This window comes from Parasynechococcus marenigrum WH 8102, assembly GCF_000195975.1.
GTDB lineage: Bacteria > Cyanobacteriota > Cyanobacteriia > PCC-6307 > Cyanobiaceae > Parasynechococcus > Parasynechococcus marisnigri.
In genome coordinates, this window is the sequence record NC_005070.1 from 553,819 (window position 1) to 575,066 (window position 21,248).

Here is a 21,248-nt window from a genome sequence, read left to right on the forward strand (position 1 = left end):
AGGACTGGTCGGGCATGCATCACAGATCAGCGGTGAAGGGAGTGGCCCAGCGCTGCCGCGTTTCCTTATTAAACGGCGGCAGCCAGTGCTGGATCAGCACCTGCTCCAGTCCGCGCCGTGCCTTGGTGGTTCGGGGCACATCGCTGCAGAAGCGGATGCTCAGTTGGTGGGCCATACCGCAGCGCTGCAGGGCTTCGCCGTAGGCCGCCAGGTAGGCCTTGCAGTCGTGTTCACCTTTCCAGCGGCGATCGGCCGCCATGGTTTCGCCCACGTAGAGCAGCAGCGGCTGCTCGAGATCCGCCGGTCGATCCAGCACCAGATAGATGGCAGCTCCGGCATGGGGACTGTCGGGCCAGCGCCAGAAGCTGAGCGGCAGTGGCGTGAGGGCCAGGGGGTTGATGGTGGACACCGCATCGCTGCCGCTGGCCCCGAACAGGTTGGTCTGATTTGTGCTCTGCGGCGCGCCGCGAAACAGCGGGGCTTGATGGTGATGCAACCGCTGCTGCCAGGCCCGCAACTGATCGGCATCCAACGTCAGCTCCGCTGGCGGTGATGCGGCCAGTCCGGCGGTGGCGAACAGATCCCCCTGCATCAGTTCAGGGGCAGGGACGGACCGGCCCGCTTGGCTTCGAAGCAGACCCGACCGATCAAGGCTTCGATGGCACTGGCGGGCAGGCAGAGCCGTTCCTGCAGATCGGCGAGATCGCGGAAGCCGCCACGGCGTCGCTCCCGCAGCAGGCCTTGCAGGCGTTGTTCAGGCCAGTACAGCTGTTCTAGCTCGTCGGCGCTGGCGTTGTTGAGGTCCAATGGAGCGGCCGCCGGTTGCGGCGGGGCATCACCATGCCAGTGCACGATCAGATGTGGCTCCCAGCTGCGGCGCTGCTGCTCGGGGAGCTCCAGCAGCCGAAACAGCTCCTCAACCGAACTGAACTGCACACCACCTTGCTGTAGGCGCAGCAGCAGATCTGCGGTGTCGTCGCTGCAGCCCGGCAATTGCAACCACTGCTCACGGCTGGCGCGGTTCACCTCCATCGTCCAGGCCGGTGGGGCTGGTGGGGGAGAAGTCGCTGCAGGCGATGTCGGCAACTGACCTGCGGCCTGCAGCACCCGTCGGGCCAGGGGGTCCAACCAGTGACGGCGCGGCATCAGGCAGGGCAGGTCGCAAAGCGTGGGCTGACCCTACCCAGCACGGCGGGGTGCGTCACTGCTGCAGCTGCTTCACCAATGCGGCACAGCCCCCCCTGATCGGCGATGTAGGCGTTCATCAGATCGCTGAACTCGGGCCTGGAGGTCACTGCATCGCGGGCGCTGTCGCTGATGCCGTCGCTGGCGATGAAGGCTTTGGCCATCGCCAGGGCCTCATCCACCGCCATGGTTTTTGTCTCGATCAGGCAATGGGCATTGCCCTGGGCCACGGCGACGCTGATGGTGGTGTCATCGAGTTCAGCGATGGCCGGGCTGGCTAGCAGGCCATTCAGGGACAAGGCGCTGATCAGGAGGCGCTTGAACTTGAAACCCTGTCGAGGATGAGAGGGGGTCATGGGGTCCAGCGGGGCAGACGGGCCGGCAGGTCCACCAGATCATTGCGAAAGGCGATCAGCATCGCTTGGCTGCGGTCGCGGGCGTCGAGCTTGCTGAGCACGGCGGTGACGCTGTGCTTCACCGTTTCAATCGACAGGTTGAGCTGGTCGGCGATCTCCTGGTTGCTGAGGCCGCGGCAGATGCCGCGCAGAACGTCCTCCTCCCGCACGGTCAGCTCAGGGTTGAGGGATGTGCTGGTGTGGCCGCGGCTGAGACGGCTGTGTCGCAGCACGCCGGCGATCACCGGGTCGATGTAAAGGGCGTCGCTGTCGATGGCCTGGATGGCCTTCAGCAGATGGCCGTTGCCCACCAGTTCACGGCTGCAAAGCCCCTGGCAGCCGGCGGCGGTGGCGGCCTCGATGGTGCTGCGCAGCGGCCGTTGGATCAGCATCAGGCAGATCAGCTCCGGCCGGAGAGCGCGGGCGTGTTGCACCAGGGAGGGACCATCGCCGCTCTCCAGTAGATCGGTGCAGATCAACAGATCCGCCGCGCTGCGCTCCAGGCAGGTGAGGGTGTCGGCTTCGCTGGTGCAGGCGCCCAGCAATGGCCCGATGCCGTCGAACAGGCCCACCAGGCTGGTGATCAGCACCCGGTCGGCGCTGGCGATCACGATGCGGCGGCGCTTCAACTCGGAACGGCTGCGCCGGAGCGTCTCACGCATGGCCGGAAGCTGGGAAGTGAGATTCAACGCAGGCGCTGGAGGGGGTTACCGGCATGGTGCCCATGGCGTAAAACCGCACTGCCATCGACCACGGGAAGTCTGCAGAATTCTCGGCAATAGGACGACATTCGATCGGATGGCATTTTTCGAATCCGACATCGTTCAGGACGAAGCCAAGCGTCTGTTCGGTGATTACCAGCAACTGATGCAGCTGGGCAGTGAGTACGGCAAGTTCGACCGGGAGGGTAAGAAGAAGTTCATCGAGACGATGGAGGAGCTGATGGGCCGCTACCGGGTGTTCATGAAGCGTTTTGAGCTCTCTGAAGACTTCCAGGCCAAGCTCACGGTGGAGCAACTGCGCACCCAGCTCAGCCAGTTCGGCATCACGCCTGAGCAGATGTTCGAGCAGATGAACGCCACCCTGGAGCGGATGAAGGCCCAGATCGAGCTGCCCCCTTCCAGCTGAAACAGCCCAGCTCCTGAGTCACCCGTACGATCGCCAGCGCCCGCCCTCAGCGCCCCATGCCGGAGTCCACACCGTCCCTGCCGGATTGGCTGTCTCGGGGCATGGCCGATCTGTTCCCGGCCGGTGATCCAACCGATGCGGATCAGGCCCTGGCGGCACGGTTGGCGCAGGCGGAAAAGGAGGGCCGGCCGCTGCGGGTGAAATTGGGCATCGACCCCACCGGCAGCAACATTCATCTGGGCCACAGCATCCTGTTCCGCAAGCTGCGGGCCTTTCAGGATGCGGGCCACACGGCGGTGCTGATCATTGGCGATTTCACCGCGCGGATCGGCGACCCCACCGGCAAGTGCGCCACGCGGGTGCAGTTGAGCAAGGAAGACGTGGCCGCCAATGCCTCCACCTACCTGCGCCAGCTGGGCCAGGACCAGCCCAAGGAGACGGCGCTGCTGGATTTCGAAACCCCCGGCCGGCTGGAGGTGCGATACAACTCCGAATGGCTGGAGGGGATGGACCTGCCCGCGGTGATCGGCCTGCTCGGCACCGGCACGGTGGGGCAGATGCTGGCCAAGGACGACTTCTCCAAGCGCTACGGCAGCGGCACGCCGATTGCCCTGCATGAATTCCTCTACCCATTGCTGCAGGGGTACGACTCGGTGGCGGTGAACGCTGATGTGGAGCTGGGCGGCACCGATCAGAAGTTCAACGTGGCGATGGGGCGCGATTTGCAGCGTCACTTCAACAAGGGCACCCAGTTCGGCCTGCTGCTGCCGATCCTGGTGGGTCTGGATGGGGTGCAGAAGATGAGCAAGAGCCTCGGCAATGTGGTGGGGCTTGAGGAGGACCCGCTGTCGATGTACTCCAAGCTGGAGAAGGTCGGCGATGGGGCGATCAACGACTACGTGACGTTGCTGACCGACCTGGATCTGGCGACTTTGCCGGAGAATCCGCGCGAGAAGCAGAAGGCGATGGCCTTGGCGGTGACCGCCAGCCGCCATGGGATGGAGGCAGCGCAGAAGGCGCAGCTGGATGCGGCGTCGTTGGTGGGCGGTGCCGGAGATGCGGCGACGGAGGTGCCGGGGGCGTCGCTGGCGGAGGTGAACTTCCCTGCAAAGGCCTTTTATCTGTTGAGTGCCGTGGGCATCTGCGCCAGCAGCAGCGAGGCGCGGCGTCAGATCAAGGGCGGTGCCGTGCGCCTGGAGGGGGAGAAGATCGGCGACCCCAACCAGGAGTTCGCCTCGGCGGCGGAACTGGAGGGCAAGGTGCTGCAGCTGGGCAAAAAAACCTTCCGTCGGCTCACCGCTTGATCACCTGCACCATCGCCCCGTAGCGGCTCAGGGTCTGATCACAACTCAGCAGCTCGATCTGCTCGTGCTGAGCCTGAGCGATCAGCAACCGATCAAAGGGATCCTTGTGATGCCAGGGCAGGTTCTGAACCGCCAGGCAGTGATCCGTTTGGATGGGTAACTCGTCGAATCCTTGCCGTTGGAGCTGATGGCGTAATTCAGCGGCATCGAAGCGAAAGTCGGGCCGGTTGAGCGAGCGTTTGATCGCCACTTCCCAGAGGCTGACAACACTGACGACAAAGCGTTGTTGCCTGTCTTCCAGGTCAGGAATCAGCGCTGATGGCAGGTGTTCCGGCGCAAAGGCCATCCAGATCAGCAGCTGGGTGTCGAGCAAACGCGGCGGTGCTGGGCGGCTGACCATCAGCTGAACATGGCGTTGATGTCGTCGATGAAGTCGCCTTTCACATCAGCGGTGGCGATGCCTTGGTTGCGCATGAACCCCAGCTGACGACGACGCGGCGTGGAGTCCACAGGCACCAGTTTCACGAGAGGTTTGCCGGCACGAGCAATGACGACTTCATCGCCATCGAGAGCCTGCTCGACGTAACGGGAGAGGTTGGTCTTGGCGTCGTGGAGATTCACCTGCATGCAGGCAACTTAGCCGGTTTGTTGGCTAAGTCATCCAGATGCCGGCGCGACAGGATGGACTCCGGATCAACCGCTTGCTTTGGCTCCGTCGCTCGCTTCTGGCCCCGCCGATCGGATCATCGTGGCCCTTGATGGCATGGCGCCCGAGCAGGCGCTGAGGTTTGCGGCTCAGCTGGACGGACTGCGCTGGGTGAAGGTGGGTCTGGAATTGTTTGTGCAGGCCGGCCCAGAGGTGGTGGCTCAGCTGCGGGAGCAGGGGTTGCGGGTGTTCCTGGATCTCAAATTTCACGACATCCCCGCGACGATGGCAGGAGCCTGCCGGAGGGCGGCGGCGTTGGGGGCGGAGCTGATCACGGTGCATGCCTGCGCCGGCAGTGAAGCGCTCAAGGCGGCCCAGGCCGCGGCGGTGGAGGGGGCCCAGCAGGCTGGTCTCAACCCGCCCACGCTGCTGGCGGTGACGGTGCTCACCAGTTGGGAGGAGCAGCGACTGCAACGGGAACTCGCCATTCAGCAATCCATTGGCGAGCGGGTGCCGGCGTTGGCGCAGCTGTCGGCAACGGCAGGCATCGGTGGTTGTGTCTGCTCACCCTTGGAGGCCGCGGCGTTGCGGGCCCAGCACCCCGAACCGTTTGCCCTGGTCACGCCGGGGATTCGCCCCAAAGGTTCTGCGGTGGGCGATCAGGCCCGGGTGATGGGACCGGCTGAAGCGATAGCTGCCGGCGCGAGCCAGCTGGTGATCGGCCGTCCGATCACCAAAGCTGACGATCCCAGCGCTGCCTTTGCGGCCTGTTGCACCCAGTTGCTGGGATCGATTGATTGATGCGCATTAATATGCGCATAGACATGAGTTCTGTGGTGCGCACAACGCTGGAGTTGCCTGATCCGCTGTTTGCCCGCTTGAAAGCCAGAGCCGCGTTGAAGCAGGTGAGCCTGAAGCAATTGCTTCAAGACTTTGTGGAACAGGGGCTTGATGCCAGCGGTGCTGCAGCCTCATCGGTCCGTCGTTGTGCGCATGATTTGCCGAAACTTCAAACGCCTTTGCAACAGCAGGGGGTCACGTTCAGCAATGCAGGTTTATTTGAGCTGCTTGAACCTTGAGCGCCATCGCTGATCTGCCGGATCTCAATGTGTGGTTGGCGTTGGCATCGCCGAATCACAAGCATCACTCCAGTGCCGTGCAGTACTGGGAGAAGCAGGCGTCTCAACAGGTGTTGTTCTGCACGACAACTGCTCTGGGTCTGGTTCGGTTGGTGATGCAGCCCAAGGTGATGGGTGGCGCTGCTTTGATGCCTGCAGATGCCTCAGCCCTGCTTGAGACGTTTCTGCAGCAACCCGGGGTCAGTCATGCACAACCCACCAGTGATGGCTGGGATGTTTTTCATCTGTTGATGCGCCAAGCGGATCTGACCCCACGATTGTGCACGGATGCCCACTTGGCGGCACTGGCGATCACGAACCAATGGCGATTGGTCAGTTTCGATCAGGACTTTCAACTGTTTTCTGGTCTGAATCTGTTGGAGCTGCGTTGATTCCAGTTGTCCGAAGAGCGAGCCTGGCGCCATGACCACCCCGGACATTCGCTGGACTCAACGGCTGGTGAATTTCCGGCGCGCCCTCGCCACGCTGCAGCGGGCTATTGGTTTGGCTCAGAGCCGGCCTTTGAGTGGAGCTGGAAGAACTGGGGCTGATCCAGGCGTTCGAATTCACCCATGAACTGAGCTGGCTGTTGATCCGGGATTTTTTGGTTGATCAGGGGGTGGCCGGCATCAGTGGCTCCCGCGATGCGGTGCGTGAGGCGGTGGTGCGGCAGTTGCTGCCGCAGGGGGATGAAACGGTGTGGATGGCGATGATCCGCAGCCGCAATCTCACCAGCCACCCCTACAACCCTGCGGTTGCTCGCGAGATCGCGGATCTGATCGTGCATCGCTATGGCCTGGCGTTTCAGCAGCTCTCTGGAGTGATGCTGGAACGTGCTTCCAGCCGATGATCCCAGGATTGCCCGCTGCCGACAGCGCTGCGGTGCTGACGTTGCTGAGGCAACAGCAGGGCATCGATCAGGTGCTGCTCTATGGCTCGCGAGCCATGGGGCGCAACCACAGCGGATCCGATGTGGACCTCTGCCTGGTGGCCCCCAGCCTCCAGCTTCAACACAGGATCGACCACCCCAACCTGCTTGCGCACATCGAGCGGGTCGGGGTGGCTTGGCTTTAGGGGCCAGTGCTCAGAACCGGAAGTTCAGACCACCGCTGACGCGCCAGGACGCTTCAAACCTTTGTTCTGCACATTCATTCGTCGTAATGACTCCAGAGTCGCAGCACTTTCACAACCCGCTCTTCCTCTAGCACCTCGTACACGAGACGGTGCTGGATATTGATCCGGCGCGAACAAGCTCCTTTCAGATCTCCCACCAATGCTTCATAGGGGGGAGGCTGTTGATAAGGATCCGACTTGAGCAACGCGATTAAGCGCTCAGCTTTCGCTTTTAGGGCTGGCGAAGCACTCGCCAGCTTGCGGGCATCTTTCTGGGCTTGGCGGGTGAACAGCACACCCAACTCACCAGCCGGGTTCTTCGCTCAGGTCGCTTGTTGGCGTTGCCATTCCGTCGACAATCGACTCCCGCATCCCTGGTATTGCCGCGAGATACAGCGTTTCTTGAATCGCGCGCCAATCGTCTTCCGACACCAGCACGGCATTGCTGCGTTTGCCGTGGATTTCGACTGGTGTATGTGAATCAGCCACTTCATCCACCAAGGCAAACAAGCGTTTGCGCGCCTCGGTTACGGAAATCGATGCCATGGGCAGCTGTCGACGTACTGGAAATGGTACGTGATCTTTCTGCGTCGTGCTTGGAGGGGCCGGTGTGCCATCGGATCGGCTCTGGTGATCAGGCCTTCTGCCCGATCTTGGGTTCCGTACCGGCGATCAGCCGCTCGATGTTGCTGCGATGGCGCCACAGCACCATCAGGCTGGCCACCAACGACACCACCACATAGGCGCTGCTGCCGCCGGAAACAACCATCAGCAGCGGCAATCCGATGGCGGCCACCACGCTGGAGAGCGACACGATCCTGAAGATCGAGATCACCGCCATGAACAGCCCGAAGCAGGCCAGTCCCACCGGCCAGGCCAGCCCCAGAAACATCCCGAAGCCGGTGGCCACCGCCTTGCCGCCCTTCCAGCCCAGCCACACCGGCCAGATGTGACCAGCCAGGGCCGCCAGCCCTGCCAAAACCTGCAGCCAGTCGCTGAGCCCGAAGGTTTTGGCCAGCAGCACCGCCAGGGCGCCTTTGCCCACATCAATCAGGAACACCACCAACGCTGGGCCTTTGCCCACGTTGCGCAGCACGTTGGTGGCGCCGGTGCTGCCGGAGCCACAGTCGCGCAGATCGATGCCCTTCAGCCAGCGGCCCGCCAGATAGCCACTGGGGGTGGACCCCAGCAGGTAGCCGATGGCCAGGAGCAGCAGGGCGGTGAGGATCACAGGAACGAGACAGGCCGCGGGATCGCGCAAAAATGGAAGCACAGCGTTGGCCGCGCGCAACTGGTGGAAGAGAAGGACAACCAGCAAGAGAACACGTCCCACCACCGTGCCGTTCGCTCTCGGCTCGGAATGCTGAGGGGTGAATTCGTTATCCCTGACGACTTCGATCAGATGGAGCAAGAGACCATCGCTGATCTGTTCGAAGGGATCAGCAAGGACTGACCGCCTACAGCAGATTGTCGTCGTCGAGGCGTTCACCCGGTCCGGCCGCGAAGGCCAACCAGAGGGGGAACTGAAGCACGGGGATGTCCACACTGCGCTCGGCCGCATCGATCAGGATCAGCGGCACTTCGCCCCGTTCCTCCAGGCGATCGGCCCGTTCCACCAGGGCTTCCGGGCGCTCGAACAGCACGATGCCGCTGCTGGGGCCGAAGTCTTCCCGGCCCAGGCCAAGGGCATCCTGCAGGCCCCGTCGCCATTCCCCCAGCCGTTCGGGCCCCCCGGCCAGCACCAGGCACTGGAATTGATCGCCGTAAAGCTCGCCGATGATGGCAATTAATGCCGCGCTGGCCAGGATGTTGCGGGGCCGGGTGCCGCGGCTCGGCTGCGCGCCGCGTCCGCCTTGATTGAAGAACCAGTCCTCCAGCAGGGCGATGTCTTTGGCATCGACGCTGCGGCGCAGATTCCAAGGATCGGCATACACATCCGGCTGCTTGAGGAAACGCTCCAGGGCGGCACGGATCAGATCTTCATCGGGGCGGAAGGTGTCGGCCACCGCTGCTGTCGCTGCTGGCGCGGCTTCCGGACTCCCTGATGCACTGCCGTTGTCGGCTTGCTGGTCCAACGGCGAGGGCTTCACCACCATCGGCTGCACCACAAGCTCCAGGCTTTCCACGCTCTGTACTAGGTCCTGCAGGGCGCCGCCCAGGTACTCCTGGAAACCCTTCACGCGCCTGGCGATCGCATCGGACTGGCCAGCGAAGCTGGCTGTCAGTTCGCTCTCCAGCTGTTGCTTGCGCTTGGAGAGTTCGTTGATCTCCGCCTCCAGGGCGTCACGGCGTTGCTGCAGGTCCTTCAGCGCCAGCTCCATCACCGGGTTGGCCTCTGCTGGGGCTTCTGTCGGTGAGGGCTGGGCCTCGGGCTCCTGCGGGGTCAGGTCGTTGTCGTCAGACATTGCGTCAGCGGCCATGCGCTCCATCCCTCCATTCCAGCGGACGGGGCAACCGCCGCAACATGGGGGGCAGCTGCTTGCTTAAGACGCACGAACTCGTGTATATGCAGTATGAGTATCTTCTAAATATCGTGCCCAAGGTTTGATGGTCGCCTGGGTGAATGCCATCACCTGCGAGGCGGCAGTCCGTGCCTGCGCGCTGTCCTCAGCGTCGTAACGATCGGCGGGTGCCTCGTTATCGCTTAGATAGCGCGTTTCAGTGTCCATACGGCTCAACGCCTTGAGCCGCACAGTCCGGATGGGCGACACGTCGACCCCTTCTGGTTCCACGCTGTCGACCAGGCGATCCAGCGCATGGCTGTAAGGCGGCAGGGAGCCAAGCGAAATCAACAGGGCCTTCAGCGCTTTTTCAGCGGCCTGGCAGTAGTGGTAACAGGCCTGGCTGTGAAAGCCTTGTTGGGCGGTGAGTTCGGCCACGGCCCAATCGCTGTTGGCCTGTCGCATCCAGGCATCAACGCGAGGGGTCATGGCTGGTTCAGGCGCAGGGCATCCCGGCCGATGGCGCTCCAGTACGGATCGTCACCGGTTCGGCGCTGCTGCCATTCCTGAGCGGTGAGAGCCAGCACGTCGTCGGCCATTCCAGCCTCGAGAACAGCCTCCGCCAGGCGATTGGCTTCCCCTCGGCTGGGGGCAACGGCCAGCACGTCCACATCCGAAAAGCCATCCCAGTCCCCCCGGGCCCAGGATCCGAACAGCCATAGGCTGCCGCCGGGATGTTCGGCTAGCACGAGGCTTGCATGCTGATGCAGCCCTTTGAGCCGCTCGGCCTGCTTGCGGCGGCGGATGTCAGCAACCGTCATGCCCATGCCTCGACGCTATGGGCAGATCGACGGCACCGCAAGCGCTCAGTCATCGTTGCTGGCCGGCACTTCCAGCGCACCCACCCGCAACTCGAGTTGCTCCCGCAGCTCTTTCGGGCTGAACAGGATCGGCAGGAAATGAATGCTCTGGGTTTCGCGGAAATAGAGCAGTCCCGGCAGCCAGGGGGCAAACAGCCGCCAGGTGAGCCATTGGTCGTAGGGGAAGCGGCGCAGCTCCCGGCTGTTCTGCCACACGATCAAGGCCCGCTCTTCAAACTCCAGCCGCAGGCTTGCGGTTTGGATCAGCAGAAACACCCCGAACAGCACCACCACCAGCGTGGGCCAGGGATGCAGCGGCAGTGGCAGCAGCGCAGCACCGAAGACCACCACCAGCAACGGAAGCCGTGCATCCGGTTTCAGGGTGACGCTTGTGGGGGTTGAGCTCATGCGCCGAACAGCACCTGGGTCAGAACGACGTCCATGATCGCCACCAGGATCAGGATCATGACGACCGCACCGGTGGTGCTGGTGCCCACCTCCTTCGGGCCGCCTTTGGTCGTCAGTCCCCAGCCGCAGGCGATCACCGCGATGATCAGCCCGAACACCAGCGCCTTCACCAGCATGAAGGGCAGGTCCGTTGGATCCATCCAGGTGCGCACGGAGGTCCAGAAGACCGCCGGTGGAATGTTGTAAAGCGCTGTGCTGGTGATCTGGCCGCTCCACACCGCCATCAGGAAAAAGAAGAAGCACTGCACCGGTGCCATCACCACCATGGCGATCATCCGCGGCACCACCAGGTACTCCACCGGGTCGGTGCGCAGCATCGTGATCGCATCGATCTGCTCGGTCACCTTCATAGTGCCCAGCTGCGCGGCGTAGGCGGTGGCCACCTTGCCCGCCAGCAGGCAGGAGGTGAGCAGTGGTGCAATCTCCCGGGCCAGGCCAATGGCCAGGATGCCGCCCACCGTTGATCCGGCCCCCTGGCGGGTGAGTTCGGCGGCCACCTGGATGTTGAACACCGAACCGGCGGCGATCGAGATGATCAGCACGATCAGCAGGGTGCCGGGACCCGCCTCCATCAACTGATCCTGCAGATCCACGGTGTTGATCCGCCCCCGCAGGGTGGCCGTCACGGCCTGGCCACCGATCAACAGGCTGGCGCCCAGTCGTTTCAGCCAGCGGGGAGAGCTCATCCGGCGGAGGCCTGCAGGTGGGCGCCACGGTCGGGCCAGCCTCGCATCACCACAAGGCCCAGCACCACAAGGATGGCGGGAATCAGACCCATGCAGATCCGGATCGCCAGCAAAGCGGTGGCTGGTTGCTTTACAAAGCTCAGAGCACCGTTGCAATCCCCCTGGCTAGAGATGTAGCCCGTGAGCGAGAGCATGCTGCCGAACACTGACATTGTCAGGCCGATGATCAGCTTCTGGCCGAACACCATCCAGGCGGTATAGAGCCCGGCCGGTTTGCTGGGATCGGCATCAATCGCATCCGGCAGCAGTGACCAAGGGATCAGATAGGCGGTGGCGGCCCCTATCCCCACTAGGGCAATCAGCCCCACCAGCGGCAACAGCTGCAGCAGGCTGGGATCTGTCGCCAGTGGCGGGAACAGCATCGAGAGCAGGCAGGCGCTGATCCACAGCCCTGCGCCCCAGCGCAGGGTGGCCACCCGTCCGATGCGGTTGCAGAGGTTGCTCCAGAGCTGAAGGCCCAGCAGTGCAGCAATCTGAAACGGCAACAGGATCCAGGTGGAAAGGTTGGTGGGCACATGCACCACCTGCACCAGCCAGATCAAGGCCACCACCTGCATCAGTTGCAGGCCGAACCAAAGCAGCAGGTACAGCCCCAGCACCTGGCGGAAGCGGGGGTTGGCCATCACTCGTTTGAGCTGCTGCATCGGCGGCTCGTTTTTGGGCACCGGCCGTTGGGCCCGCTTGGCGTACGGGGCCAGCCCCCAGCAGCAGAGCAGTGTGGTGGTGGCAGCGATGCTGCCGGTGATCCGGCCCATGGCCAGGTAGCCCCCGCCCCCATCGGTGAGCACCAGCGAGGCCACAATCAGTCCGCTCAGCCCGGCGAGGATGGAGCCGGTGAACCGTGCCGCATTGAGGCGGGTGCGAATCGCGGTGTTCGGCGTGAGTTCGGTGCTTAGGGCGGCGTAGGGAAGGTTGACGCTGGTGTAAGCGGTCATCAGCAGCACCGCCATCACGGCGAAGTAGGTGGTGCGCTGCACCGTGGTGCCCGGGGGCACCCACCACATCGCCGCCAGGCTGATGCCCAGCGGTAGGGCTGCGCTCAGCATCCAGGGCAGCCGCGGGCCCCAGCGGCTGCGGGTGTGATCGCTGAGCCAGCCGATCAACGGGTCATTCAGGGCATCCCAGACCTTGCTCACCGTCAGCAGGGAGCCGGCGATGAAGGCCGGCAGGCCCGCAGCGCAGATGAAAAAGGGGAAGAGATAGAAGCCCAGTTGGGTGGCGGCCAGGCCTGTTCCGGCGTCCCCAAGCCCGTAGGCCAGCATCAACCGGCGTCGGGATCCCCCGCTGATTGCGTCGGACGATGTCACGCGAGTGCATGGTGCAGGCGGACCGCCATAATGAAGGTGTGCTGAAGCACTGACCACCCCATCAAGGGTTGTGGTTCAGGCGTACCAGTGCGGGTGTTGTGTAATGGTAAGACCTCAGCCTTCCAAGCTGATGACACGGGTTCGATTCCCGTCACCCGCTTCCTCAGAGCTTCAGGCCTGACGCCACTTCTCGGGCCAGCAGCAGCACCAGGCTGCGGCTGGCCAGGGGAATGTCCACGGCGTCGTACGGCACCGCTTGCGCCGGCAGGTCCTCCCCGGCGGGCAGGGAGGTATCGATCAACTGCATCCAGGGGGATGCCGGCACCGGCAGCTCGAAGTTGAGCGGCTCGTTGTAGGCGTTGAAGCCCATCCACAACAGGGCGCCGCGGCTGCCCATGTGCAGGCTGGTGGCGGTGGTGCGGCTCCAGGCTGCCCAGTCCGGCTTGCTCAGTTCCACGCCGTGCCATTGCCGCCACAGGTCTGTGGGGGTTCTGGGGTTGCTTGCGGCTGGTTTCCGGTGGCGGCACCAGCGGATTGAACAGTTGCGGCAGGGCCTGCCGCAGCTTCAGCAACCGCTGCAGAAACAGTTTCAGCTCCAGATCGCAGTGGTCGTCGTTCCAGACCATCCAGCTGAGGGGGCTGTCCTGGCACCAGCTGTTGTTGTTGCCCCCCTGGCTGCGGCCCACCTCATCGCCCATCAGCAGCATCGGCACGCCGCGGGCCAGCAGCAGGGTGCTCAGCAGGTTGCGTTGCTGGCGGCGCCGCAGCGCCAGCACCTGCGGGTCGGTCGTTGGACCTTCCACGCCGTGGTTCCAGCTGTTGTTGTGGTTTTCGCCATCGCGGTTGTCCTCGCCGTTGGCCAGGTTGTGTTTGCGGTTGTAGGCCACCAGATCCGCCAGGGTGAAGCCGTCGTGGGCGGTGATCAGGTTCACCGAGCGTCCCAAGGCCACCGGTTTGTCGTTGTACAAATCCGGACTGCCCTTGAACCGCTGGGCCAGCGTCCAGGTGCTGTGCTCATCACCCTTCCAGAAGCGGCGCAAGCCATCGCGGAAGTGCCCATTCCAGGTTCCGATGCGCTGGGCCGGGAAGTCCTCCAGCCGGTACAGGCCGCCGCAATCCCAGGGCTCGCTCACCAGCTTGAGATCGCTGAGTTGCGGGTCGGCTTCGATCGCCCGAAACAGTGGTGGCTGATCCAGTGGTTTGAGCTGGTTGCCGCGGCTGAGGGCGATGCCCAGATCGAAGCGGAAGCCATCCACCCCGAGCTCCAGCGCCCAGCAGCGCATCGACTCAAGAATTAATTGCGTGCTGATCGGTTGGTTGGCGGCGATGGAGTTGCCGCAGCCGCTCACATCCAGATAGTCGCCACTGCTGGTTTGGTGGTAATAAGTGCGATCGGCAAAGCCGCGCCAGCTCAGGGTTGGACCCAGCCGGGTGCCCTCCGTGGTGTGGTTGTAGACCACATCCAGCAACACTTCGATGTTGGCGTCATGGCAGGCGGCTACAAGCTGACGCACTTGATGGCGCAGTTGCAGTGGATCATCGCCACAGCCGTAGCCGTGGTGGGGGGTGAACCAGCTCAGCGGGCTGTAGCCCCACACGTTGTCGCGACCGGGCGGGGCATCGGCAGGGTCGAAGCAGAACACCGGCAGCAGTTCGATCGCCGTGATGCCGAGCTCCTTCAAATAAGGCAGCTTGTCGATCAGCCCCAGGTAGGTACCCCGCTGCTCCGGGGAGACGCCGGAATCGTCTCGGCCGGTGAAGCCGCCCACATGCAGCTCATAAATCACTGAGCGCTGCCAGCTGTGGCGGGGCCTTGGATGGCGTTGAAAATCAAAGAGCTCCCGCTCGGTCACCACCGCCTTGAGGCAGGCATGGGCGTTCGGGGTTGGCCCGGTGGCCAACACCCGGTCGTAGACGTCCCAGCCGCTGATGGCGCGGGCGGCGGGGTCGACCAGCACCTTCGCCGGTTGAAAGCCGTGGCCCCCGGGTGCCAGGGGCCCGAACACCCGGTAGCCGTAGCAGCAGCCCTCGCCAACGCCTTCCAGCTCCACATGCCAGTAATCGCCGGAGCGGTGGCGGCGGGCATCCAATTCGATCACCCGCTCTGGTGTCGATGCTGATGCCCGTTTGAAGATCAGCAGCTCGATCCGGTCGGCTGCCGGTGCCGCTACCGAGAAGTTCACCCCCCGGGGTGTGATGCTGCTGCCCAGGGGCCAGGGCGTGCCGGGGTGGATGCCGCTCAAGGCCAAAGGGCATGGCGCCTTCAAACTAGTGGTTTGGTCCGGCGCTGAACGTCATGACAATGACCACGGCTTTGGAGCCCGGTCGGCCTCCCCAGCAGCTGCGGGACGATCTCTGGTTGTTCCCCCCCAATCGCGACTGCCAGGGCGGCAGCGCCTGGTGGCTGGAGGCAACGCCGGAGCCGGTGCTGATCGATTGCCCGCTACTCACTGAAGCAACGCTGAAGGCTTTGCGCGACCTGGCGGGGTCCCGCACACCGCGCATCCTGCTCACCAGCCGGGAGGGCCACGGTCGCCTGCGGCGTCTGCAGGAGCGTTTCGGCTGGCCGGTGCTGGTGCAGGAGCAGGAGGCCTATCTGCTGCCCAACGTTGCGCCGCTGCACACCTTTGCCGACGAGCACATCACCAGCAGTGGCCTGCGCTTGCTCTGGACAGCGGGCCCCACTCCCGGCAGCTGCGTGGTGCATGCACCCCATGCGGATCTGTTGTTCTGCGGGCGTTTGCTGACGCCGCTGGGTCCTGGACGGCTCGGGCCCCTGCGCCATGGCCGCACATTTCACTGGCCACGCCAACTCGAAAGTCTGCGGCGGGTTCGCGGTTGGATTCCTTCAGATGCATTCCCCCAACTGGCATCTGGCGCGGGTCTCGGGGCACTGCGGGGGGAGCGTCTGGTGCCCTTCAGTGGCTGGTCGGAAGCGGTGCAATCCAGCTAAAGCATTGCGGCACAGGACTTGTCGCTTGCAGCACCCCGTCAGCCTCCATACGATTGGCGCGCTTGGGGAAGGCAGCGGCGGGACCGAACGCCGTTTCAGCGCCGTCTCCGCCTCCCGAATCTTCCTCTCCAATGAACAAAGCTGACCTGGTGAATCTGGTGGCTGCTCGCACCGAGCTCACCAAGACCGACGTCTCCATGGTTGTCGACGCCGCAATCGAAACCATCATCGATTCGGTTGTTGAAGGCAAAAAGGTATCGATCCTTGGTTTCGGCTCCTTCGAGCCCCGCGAGCGTTCCGCCCGTCAGGGTCTGAACCCCAAGACCGGCGAAAAGATCGCCATTCCCGCCAAGCGCGTGCCCGCCTTCACCGCCGGCAAGATGTTCAAGGACCGCGTGCAGGGCTGATCCAACAACGATTCTCTGATCGAATGGGCGGTCCAGGGGCCGCCTTTTTCATGCCCGTTCCGGATCATCTGTTGCTGGAGCTGGAACGTGGCCAGCGCTGGCGAGCCGACGGCACCTACCGCGGTCGCTACGCCCCCTCGCCGACGGGCGCCTTGCATCTCGGCAATCTCCAGACCGCCCTGTTGTCCTGGTTGCAGGCGCGCCAGGCCGGTGGTGTCTGGCTGTTGCGCATCGATGATCTCGACACCCCCCGCAACCGGCCCGGTGCCGTTGAGGCGATCCAGGCCGATCTGCACTGGCTCGGGCTCGACTGGGACGGGGAGCCGATTCTGCAGAGCTGCCGCCGTGGGCTTTATGCCTCCTGGCTCTCCTGGTTCCGCCGCAGCGGCGCCCTGTTCCCCTGCCGTTGCTCACGACGGGAGCTGGCAGGTCTGGCGCGTTACCCCGGCACCTGCCGTGATGGCGGCGCTGGCTGGGGGTGGCGTGATCGCCGGTTGCCGAGCTGGCGGTTGCGGGTTCCCAGCCGTGATCCAGATGGCAGCGGTGATGTGGTGGTGCGCCGTGCCGACGGGTTCATCGCTTACCAGTTGGCCACCGTGATCGATGAACTGGCCCTGGGCATCACTGATGTAGTGCGCGGTGAGGACCTGCGCGAGGCCTTGCCCGCTCAGCGGAGTGTGTATCGGGCCCTGCAGCAGCAACCCCCCCGCTTTCACCACGGTCCGTTGCGTTGTGACGCCGAGGGAAGGAAGCTGTCGAAACGTGAAGCCAGCAGCGGACTGATGGCCTTGCGTGAGCTGGGTCTGGATGCCCCTGCAGTGGTTGGTCTTCTGGCCTCTGGTCTGGGTTATGGGCCGCCTGGGGCCAGGCTCTCGGCGATCGAATTACTGGAGGACTTGACTCAGAAAGGGATCCGTGCTGGTCATTCTTAAGGAAGGCTTCGGGATCGTTCGGCTCAATTAGCCTCACACTCATTTCAACGATCCAGCGCACCGGTTATGAGCACCTGCACCATTTGCGGAGGCAGCGGGATTCAACGCGTGTCCGGCCAGCGTTTCCGTACTTGTCTGGCCTGCCTCGGGCAGGGTCAGCTCAGTCCTGCGATCCAGGCGGCTCCCATGAATCAGCTGTCCACTTCGGACATGACCGTGACGCCGTTGAGTGGTCTGGTCCGTCAGCAGTCCTGACCAGAGCCGCGTTCAGCCCAGCGGGGCCTTCTGCTTGTTGCGCACCACGAAGAAGGTCGCCGTGCCGACAACAACGACCAGCGGCACGGCGGTGAACAGCAGCAGAGCGATCGCGGTCCAGTCGGTGTACACGGCTGAGCTCAGGGTCAAAGTTGAGTCATCATCACAGCAAACCGCCTCCTGGTTTCGTGATGGCACGACCCGTCACAGTCGTTGCATCTCTGATTGTTCTCAGCGGCGCTGGCGAAGTTCAGGCTGTCGGCCTGGCCTCTGTGCAGGCTGAAGCCCGCCTCTGCCTGCAAGGCAGGCTGCCAGCCGCCTGCGAACGGGCGCTGGATCAAACGGAGCAGCTTCAGCGCCGAGCGGCGGACATCGAGGCCTATCCCTGTCAGACCCTGCTGCTGGCTCTGCAGGCCGATGTGATTCTCCAGCAGCTGGGCCATGGGCGCGGAGAGCGAGCCCTGGCCGATCTCAGTGCTGCCGGCCGCGGATGTGTTGGGTTGTGAGCACGTTGATGACGACGCTCAGCCCCGCCGCTCCCGGTGCATCCAGCTGATCCAGTCCGCTGAGATCTCCTGCGGACAAACGGCTTCACATTCCAGATTGCTGCTGCAGTTGCCGAAGCCTTCGGCCACCATCTGATCCTGCATCGCCCTGGCGCGCGAAGCCCGTTCCGGCTGGCCCTGGGGTAACTGACCGAGGTGCGCCAATTTGGCCGCCACGAACAGGCTGGCGGACGCATTCCTGCAGCTCGCCACACAGGCTCCGCAGCCGATGCAGGTCGCGGTGCTGAAGGCGCTGGTGGCCTGGTCGCGTCCTACCGGCAGGGCATTGCCATCCGGGGCCTGGCCGGTGCCGGTGGAGCAATAGCCACCGGCGGCAATCAAGCGGTCCAACGAGGAGCGCTCCACCATCAGATCCTGAATGGCAGGGAAGGCCTTGGCCCGCCATGGCTCAAGCGTCAGTTCCGCGCCATCGCTGAACTCCCGCAGATAGAGCTGACACACCGACGTGGCACGACGGGGGCCATGGGCCTGGCCGTTCACGAGGAAGCCGCAACTGCCGCATATGCCCTCCCGGCAATCGTGCTCAAAGCTCACCGGTCGTTTCCCGGCGCTGATCAGCTGCTCGTTCAGTTGATCGAGGGCCTCCAGCAACGACACCTCCGGCGAAACATCGGCAAGTGCATGGCGCTCGTACCGGCCGGGCTGGTCTGCGGCGGCTTGGCGCCAGATGCGCAGGGTGATCTTCATCGGTAGCTGCGGGTGCTCGGTTGCAGGGCGGTGAACTGCAACGTTTCGCTGTGGCGGATCGGCTCCGCACCATCCTGGTGTTCCCAGGCTGCGATGTGGGCGAAGTTGACGTCATCACGCCGGGCTTCACCCTCCGGGCTCTGGTGCTCCTCACGGAAGTGGGCACCGCAAGATTCCTCTCGCGCCAGGGCATCGCGCAGCATCAGCTGTGCCAACCCGAAGAAATCACTCACCCGCAGCGCTTTCTCCAGTTCCGCGTTGGGCCCTGCCGCTTCTCCCGGCACCCGCACTTCACCGTGGAAGCGCTTCTCCAAGGCCTCCACCTGGCTGAGTCCGTCCCGGAGACCTTCGGCATCGCGGCTGATGCCGCAGCGATCGATCATCACGGCCCCAAGTTCCCGGTGGAAGCTGTCCACGGGAGTTGTGCCTCCACTGGCCAGCATCGTCTCGATCCGACGGCGGGTGCTCTCCAGGGCTTCGCAGCAGGCTGGATTATCAGGTGTGACGTCCGGGGCCGCGTTGCCAGCCAGCCAGGCGGTCACCGTGGACGGGGCTATGAAATACCCGTCGGCCAATCCCTGCATCAACGCACTGGCCCCCAGGCGGTTGGCGCCGTGTTCGGAGTAGTTCGCCTCCCCCAGCACGAACAACCCCGGGATCGAGCTCATCAACTGGTAGTCCACCCACAGGCCGCCCATCGTGTAATGGGGGGCGGGGTAAATCCGCATCGGTTTGCGGTAGGGATCGTCGCCGCTGATCCGCTCGTACATCGTCATCAAGTTGCCGTAGCGGGCAGCGATGGCCTCGCGGCCTTCCGTCTTGATCGCATCGGTGAGATCCAGATACACCGAGCGGCCACCGGGGCCAACGCCCCGCCCTGCATTGCACAGCTCCCGCGCCCGGCGGGAGGCCACATCCCGTGGCGCCATGTTGCCGTAGCTGGGATAAAGCCGCTCCAGGAAATAGTCGCGCTCCTGTTCCGGGATGGCCTCGGCGGACCGCTTGTCGCCAGTTTCGAGCGGCAGCCAGATGCGGCCGTCGTTGCGCAGGCTTTCGCTCATCAGCGTCAGCTTGCTCTGGAAGGCATCACCGCTGGGAATGCAGGTGGGGTGGATCTGGGTGAAGCAGGGGTTGGCGAACAGGGCGCCCTTGCGGTGGGCCCGCCAGATGGCGCTGGCGTTGGATTTCAGCGCATTCGTCGAGAGGAAGTAGACGTTGCTGTAGCCCCCGGTGCAGAGCAGTACCGTGCGGGCGGTGTGAACTTCCAACGCACCGCTGAGCAGATGGCGGGCCACCACGCCCCGCGCGACACCATCAACGGTGATCAGCTCGAGCACATCACGGCGGGTGAGCATTCGGACCCGGCCAAGCTCCACCTGACGCATCAACGCCTGGTAAGCGCCATAGAGCAACTGCTGACCGGTCTGGCCGCGGGCGTAGAAGGTACGGCTCACCAGGGCGCCGCCGAAACTGCGGGTGGCCAGGCTGCCGCCGTATTCCCGGGCGAAGGGCACGCCCTGGGCCACGCATTGATCAATGATGCCGCTGCTGATTTCCGCCAGCCGCTGGCAGCCGCTTTCCCGGGCTCTGAAGTCACCTCCCTTGAGCGTGTCGGTGAACAGGCGGCTGACGCTGTCGCCATCCACGGCCAACGATCGCGCCGCATTGATGCCGCCCTGGGCCGCCACCGAATGGGCCCGCCGCGGGCTGTCGTGGAAGTTCAGCACCGTCACCCGGTAGCCCTGCTGGGCCAGGGTGGCGGCGGCAGAGGCACCCGCCAGGCCGGTGCCCACCACCAGCACATCGATCTGGCCTTTGCGCAGGGGGCTGATCAAGGGCAGCCACTCCTTGGTGCGCTGCCAGGCATCGGCGATCGGGCCGGCAGGAATGCGCGGGTCTGGCAAGCCGCTCATGCGACACCTCTAAGGGCCAGCAGCACACTGATCATCAGGAAACCGCCGCCGATCAGGGCGGCGAGAACGCCTGCTCCCGCGCGCAGGGCGCTGCTGTTGGCGGGTGTCAGCCAGCCGAGGCTGCGGTGGGCGGCTTCGGCGCCGTGCAGCAGATGCAGGGCCAGGGCCACTGCCGCAGCGGCATAGAGGACAGCGTTCCACGGCTGTTGCAGCACCTGGATCAACGTGGCGGCTTCGTCGCCAGCTGCGGGGCGGGGCCAGCGCAGCTGGCGCAGGTGCATCACCAGAAAACCCAGGGTCACCAGTCCGGCCACCACCGTGCTGCGGCTAGCCAGGGCTGCCAGGGGGGATTGGCGACGACTTCGGAGAGTCGCGGTGTTGCCCGCTCTGCGGTTGGCCATGGCCTTGACCAGGGTGAGGCTGATGTGAACGACGGCCATCAGCAGCAGGCCGCTCTCCACCACAGGCAGCCATGGGCTGCTGTGCAGGGCTGTGGCGTAGGCCTCGAACTGCTCAGGTGCCAGCACCGCGGGGAGCAGGCCAATCAGATGCACCAGCACGAACAGCACCAGCAGCAATCCACTGAAGGCGGCACCCAAGCGGACAAGGGCTGCAGGGACCGTGGCTGCAGGGATGGTGACCAAAGCAGGCTCGACACGTCCGTGAATCGATCCATGCTCCCTGATCACGGCAGCCGTTGTGATTCCTCAACGGCGTTGTCATGGTGGGTTGAGAGCAGAGTCGCCGCAGCTCGTGCCCGTTGTGCCGCATCGCCATCGTTGGTGGATTGCCCTGGTTGCCGCAGCATTTGCCCTCACGCTGGC

32 protein-coding genes, 1 tRNA gene and 1 pseudogene are annotated in these 21,248 nt (G+C 64.2%); 14 read left to right on the forward strand and 20 right to left on the reverse strand.

Translation table 11 applies throughout. The features are described 5' to 3' along the window. Positions 1–19: 19 nt before the first annotated feature. From TX72_RS02735 to TX72_RS02750, 4 genes are read right to left on the reverse strand one after another with little or no spacing between them, the layout of a single operon-like run. On the reverse strand, positions 20–592 hold the full coding sequence (locus tag TX72_RS02735) for a hypothetical protein (protein WP_011127432.1): 573 nt from the start codon (positions 590–592) through the stop codon (positions 20–22). Then, entirely contained in the window at positions 592–1,146 is a 555-nt protein-coding gene (locus TX72_RS02740; RefSeq protein ID WP_011127433.1) for a ComEA family DNA-binding protein, read from the reverse strand. Before TX72_RS02740 ends, TX72_RS02735 begins: the two co-directional genes overlap by 1 nt. After that, positions 1,146–1,541, reverse strand: a complete 396-nt coding sequence (locus TX72_RS02745) for a hypothetical protein (RefSeq protein ID WP_011127434.1) — start codon at positions 1,539–1,541, stop codon at positions 1,146–1,148. Before TX72_RS02745 ends, TX72_RS02740 begins: the two co-directional genes overlap by 1 nt. After that, positions 1,538–2,242 (reverse strand): response regulator transcription factor, encoded by a 705-nt coding sequence (locus TX72_RS02750; protein WP_011127435.1) that lies wholly within the window; start codon positions 2,240–2,242, stop codon positions 1,538–1,540. Before TX72_RS02750 ends, TX72_RS02745 begins: the two co-directional genes overlap by 4 nt. Positions 2,243–2,378: 136 nt before the next feature. Here TX72_RS02750 and TX72_RS02755 point away from each other — a divergent pair, with 136 nt between their 5' ends. Together TX72_RS02755 and tyrS are read left to right on the forward strand one after the other, a co-directional pair. Then, positions 2,379–2,708, forward strand: a complete 330-nt coding sequence (locus TX72_RS02755) for a DUF1825 family protein (protein WP_011127436.1) — start codon at positions 2,379–2,381, stop codon at positions 2,706–2,708. 56 nt (positions 2,709–2,764) lie between these two features. After that, the gene (gene tyrS, locus TX72_RS02760) at positions 2,765–4,012 is read left to right on the forward strand and encodes a tyrosine--tRNA ligase (protein ID WP_011127437.1); all 1,248 of its coding nucleotides are present in this window, start codon (positions 2,765–2,767) and stop codon (positions 4,010–4,012) included. Here the strand turns inward: tyrS and TX72_RS02765 are convergent. Next, positions 4,002–4,412, reverse strand: coding sequence for a type II toxin-antitoxin system VapC family toxin (locus TX72_RS02765; protein ID WP_011127438.1), 411 nt, complete (start codon positions 4,410–4,412; stop codon positions 4,002–4,004). The genes tyrS and TX72_RS02765 overlap by 11 nt on opposite strands. Next, positions 4,412–4,639 carry a type II toxin-antitoxin system Phd/YefM family antitoxin gene (locus TX72_RS02770; protein WP_011127439.1) on the reverse strand — a complete coding sequence of 76 codons (228 nt, stop codon included), beginning with the start codon at positions 4,637–4,639 and terminating at the stop codon, positions 4,412–4,414. The genes TX72_RS02765 and TX72_RS02770 overlap by 1 nt, the downstream gene beginning before the upstream one ends. 79 nt (positions 4,640–4,718) lie before the next feature. Between TX72_RS02770 and pyrF the strand changes: the two genes are divergently transcribed. The 5 genes from pyrF to TX72_RS02795 all read left to right on the forward strand — a co-directional run bounded on the left by pyrF (position 4,719) and on the right by TX72_RS02795 (position 6,850). Further along, positions 4,719–5,459, forward strand: a complete 741-nt coding sequence (gene pyrF, locus TX72_RS02775) for an orotidine-5'-phosphate decarboxylase (protein ID WP_011127440.1) — start codon at positions 4,719–4,721, stop codon at positions 5,457–5,459. Positions 5,460–5,494: 35 nt separating this feature from the next. Next, complete coding sequence (locus TX72_RS02780) at positions 5,495–5,737, forward strand: hypothetical protein (protein WP_042504149.1); 243 nt, start codon at positions 5,495–5,497, stop codon at positions 5,735–5,737. After that, positions 5,734–6,168, forward strand: coding sequence for a TA system VapC family ribonuclease toxin (locus tag TX72_RS02785; RefSeq protein WP_011127442.1), 435 nt, complete (start codon positions 5,734–5,736; stop codon positions 6,166–6,168). Before TX72_RS02780 ends, TX72_RS02785 begins: the two co-directional genes overlap by 4 nt. A gap of 134 nt (positions 6,169–6,302) precedes the next feature. Continuing rightward, a complete protein-coding gene (locus TX72_RS02790) occupies positions 6,303–6,626 on the forward strand; it encodes an HI0074 family nucleotidyltransferase substrate-binding subunit (RefSeq protein ID WP_011127443.1) in 324 nt (107 codons plus the stop codon). Further along, complete coding sequence (locus TX72_RS02795; protein WP_042503038.1) at positions 6,623–6,850, forward strand: nucleotidyltransferase domain-containing protein; 228 nt, start codon at positions 6,623–6,625, stop codon at positions 6,848–6,850. Before TX72_RS02790 ends, TX72_RS02795 begins: the two co-directional genes overlap by 4 nt. Before the next feature lie 74 nt (positions 6,851–6,924). Here the strand turns inward: TX72_RS02795 and TX72_RS02800 are convergent, their stop codons facing one another. From TX72_RS02800 to plsY, 3 genes are all read right to left on the reverse strand, one after another. After that, positions 6,925–7,191 carry a Txe/YoeB family addiction module toxin gene (locus TX72_RS02800; RefSeq protein WP_011127444.1) on the reverse strand — a complete coding sequence of 89 codons (267 nt, stop codon included), beginning with the start codon at positions 7,189–7,191 and terminating at the stop codon, positions 6,925–6,927. Position 7,192: 1 nt separating this feature from the next. Then, a complete protein-coding gene (locus tag TX72_RS02805; RefSeq protein ID WP_011127445.1) occupies positions 7,193–7,435 on the reverse strand; it encodes a type II toxin-antitoxin system Phd/YefM family antitoxin in 243 nt (80 codons plus the stop codon). Positions 7,436–7,523: 88 nt separating this feature from the next. After that, positions 7,524–8,120 (reverse strand): glycerol-3-phosphate 1-O-acyltransferase PlsY, encoded by a 597-nt coding sequence (gene plsY, locus TX72_RS02810; protein WP_042504151.1) that lies wholly within the window; start codon positions 8,118–8,120, stop codon positions 7,524–7,526. 63 nt (positions 8,121–8,183) lie between these two features. Between plsY and TX72_RS14100 the strand changes: the two genes are divergently transcribed. After that, positions 8,184–8,342, forward strand: a complete 159-nt coding sequence (locus tag TX72_RS14100) for a hypothetical protein (RefSeq protein ID WP_158305715.1) — start codon at positions 8,184–8,186, stop codon at positions 8,340–8,342. 4 nt (positions 8,343–8,346) lie between these two features. On the opposite strand, the gene TX72_RS02815 is transcribed toward TX72_RS14100, so the two are convergent. From TX72_RS02815 to TX72_RS02840, 6 genes are read right to left on the reverse strand one after another with little or no spacing between them, the layout of a single operon-like run. Further along, positions 8,347–9,318: a DUF3086 domain-containing protein gene (locus tag TX72_RS02815; RefSeq protein WP_011127447.1), complete on the reverse strand. Its 972-nt coding sequence runs from the start codon at positions 9,316–9,318 to the stop codon at positions 8,347–8,349. Between the two features lie 54 nt (positions 9,319–9,372). Then, the gene (locus TX72_RS02820) at positions 9,373–9,819 is read right to left on the reverse strand and encodes a HEPN domain-containing protein (RefSeq protein ID WP_011127448.1); all 447 of its coding nucleotides are present in this window, start codon (positions 9,817–9,819) and stop codon (positions 9,373–9,375) included. Then, complete coding sequence (locus TX72_RS02825; protein ID WP_225867728.1) at positions 9,816–10,151, reverse strand: nucleotidyltransferase domain-containing protein; 336 nt, start codon at positions 10,149–10,151, stop codon at positions 9,816–9,818. Before TX72_RS02825 ends, TX72_RS02820 begins: the two co-directional genes overlap by 4 nt. A gap of 45 nt (positions 10,152–10,196) precedes the next feature. After that, on the reverse strand, positions 10,197–10,598 hold the full coding sequence (locus TX72_RS02830) for a DUF3119 family protein (protein ID WP_011127450.1): 402 nt from the start codon (positions 10,596–10,598) through the stop codon (positions 10,197–10,199). Continuing rightward, positions 10,595–11,344, reverse strand: a complete 750-nt coding sequence (locus tag TX72_RS02835; protein WP_011127451.1) for an MlaE family ABC transporter permease — start codon at positions 11,342–11,344, stop codon at positions 10,595–10,597. Before TX72_RS02835 ends, TX72_RS02830 begins: the two co-directional genes overlap by 4 nt. Continuing rightward, positions 11,341–12,666 (reverse strand): MFS transporter, encoded by a 1,326-nt coding sequence (locus tag TX72_RS02840; RefSeq protein WP_042503044.1) that lies wholly within the window; start codon positions 12,664–12,666, stop codon positions 11,341–11,343. The genes TX72_RS02835 and TX72_RS02840 overlap by 4 nt, the downstream gene beginning before the upstream one ends. A gap of 134 nt (positions 12,667–12,800) precedes the next feature. Here TX72_RS02840 and TX72_RS02845 point away from each other — a divergent pair. Next, positions 12,801–12,871, forward strand: a tRNA-Gly gene (locus TX72_RS02845). 3 nt (positions 12,872–12,874) lie between these two features. Here the strand turns inward: TX72_RS02845 and TX72_RS02850 are convergent. Beyond that, positions 12,875–14,954 (reverse strand): annotated as a pseudogene (locus tag TX72_RS02850) (glycogen debranching protein). Positions 14,955–15,007: 53 nt separating this feature from the next. On the opposite strand from TX72_RS02850, the gene TX72_RS02855 reads away from it, so the two are divergent. The 5 genes from TX72_RS02855 to TX72_RS02875 all read left to right on the forward strand — a co-directional run bounded on the left by TX72_RS02855 (position 15,008) and on the right by TX72_RS02875 (position 17,764). Continuing rightward, complete coding sequence (locus tag TX72_RS02855) at positions 15,008–15,664, forward strand: MBL fold metallo-hydrolase (protein ID WP_011127453.1); 657 nt, start codon at positions 15,008–15,010, stop codon at positions 15,662–15,664. Positions 15,665–15,795: 131 nt separating this feature from the next. After that, a complete protein-coding gene (locus TX72_RS02860; protein WP_011127454.1) occupies positions 15,796–16,071 on the forward strand; it encodes an HU family DNA-binding protein in 276 nt (91 codons plus the stop codon). Between the two features lie 50 nt (positions 16,072–16,121). Beyond that, positions 16,122–17,003, forward strand: coding sequence for a tRNA glutamyl-Q(34) synthetase GluQRS (gene gluQRS, locus TX72_RS02865; protein WP_011127455.1), 882 nt, complete (start codon positions 16,122–16,124; stop codon positions 17,001–17,003). A 66-nt stretch (positions 17,004–17,069) separates the two neighbouring features. Then, complete coding sequence (locus TX72_RS02870) at positions 17,070–17,258, forward strand: hypothetical protein (protein ID WP_042503048.1); 189 nt, start codon at positions 17,070–17,072, stop codon at positions 17,256–17,258. A 191-nt stretch (positions 17,259–17,449) separates the two neighbouring features. Next, positions 17,450–17,764, forward strand: a complete 315-nt coding sequence (locus TX72_RS02875) for a hypothetical protein (RefSeq protein ID WP_225867729.1) — start codon at positions 17,450–17,452, stop codon at positions 17,762–17,764. An 18-nt stretch (positions 17,765–17,782) separates the two neighbouring features. Here TX72_RS02875 and TX72_RS02880 read toward each other — a convergent pair whose 3' ends face one another. The 4 genes from TX72_RS02880 to TX72_RS14820 are packed head-to-tail and all read right to left on the reverse strand — an operon-like array spanning position 17,783 to position 21,232. Beyond that, a complete protein-coding gene (locus TX72_RS02880) occupies positions 17,783–18,511 on the reverse strand; it encodes a succinate dehydrogenase/fumarate reductase iron-sulfur subunit (protein ID WP_011127457.1) in 729 nt (242 codons plus the stop codon). After that, on the reverse strand, positions 18,508–20,424 hold the full coding sequence (locus TX72_RS02885; protein ID WP_011127458.1) for a fumarate reductase/succinate dehydrogenase flavoprotein subunit: 1,917 nt from the start codon (positions 20,422–20,424) through the stop codon (positions 18,508–18,510). Before TX72_RS02885 ends, TX72_RS02880 begins: the two co-directional genes overlap by 4 nt. Beyond that, positions 20,421–21,113 carry a succinate dehydrogenase cytochrome b subunit gene (locus TX72_RS02890; RefSeq protein ID WP_011127459.1) on the reverse strand — a complete coding sequence of 231 codons (693 nt, stop codon included), beginning with the start codon at positions 21,111–21,113 and terminating at the stop codon, positions 20,421–20,423. Before TX72_RS02890 ends, TX72_RS02885 begins: the two co-directional genes overlap by 4 nt. Beyond that, positions 21,110–21,232, reverse strand: a complete 123-nt coding sequence (locus tag TX72_RS14820) for a hypothetical protein (protein WP_263969716.1) — start codon at positions 21,230–21,232, stop codon at positions 21,110–21,112. Before TX72_RS14820 ends, TX72_RS02890 begins: the two co-directional genes overlap by 4 nt. Between the last annotated feature and the right edge of the window lie 16 nt (positions 21,233–21,248).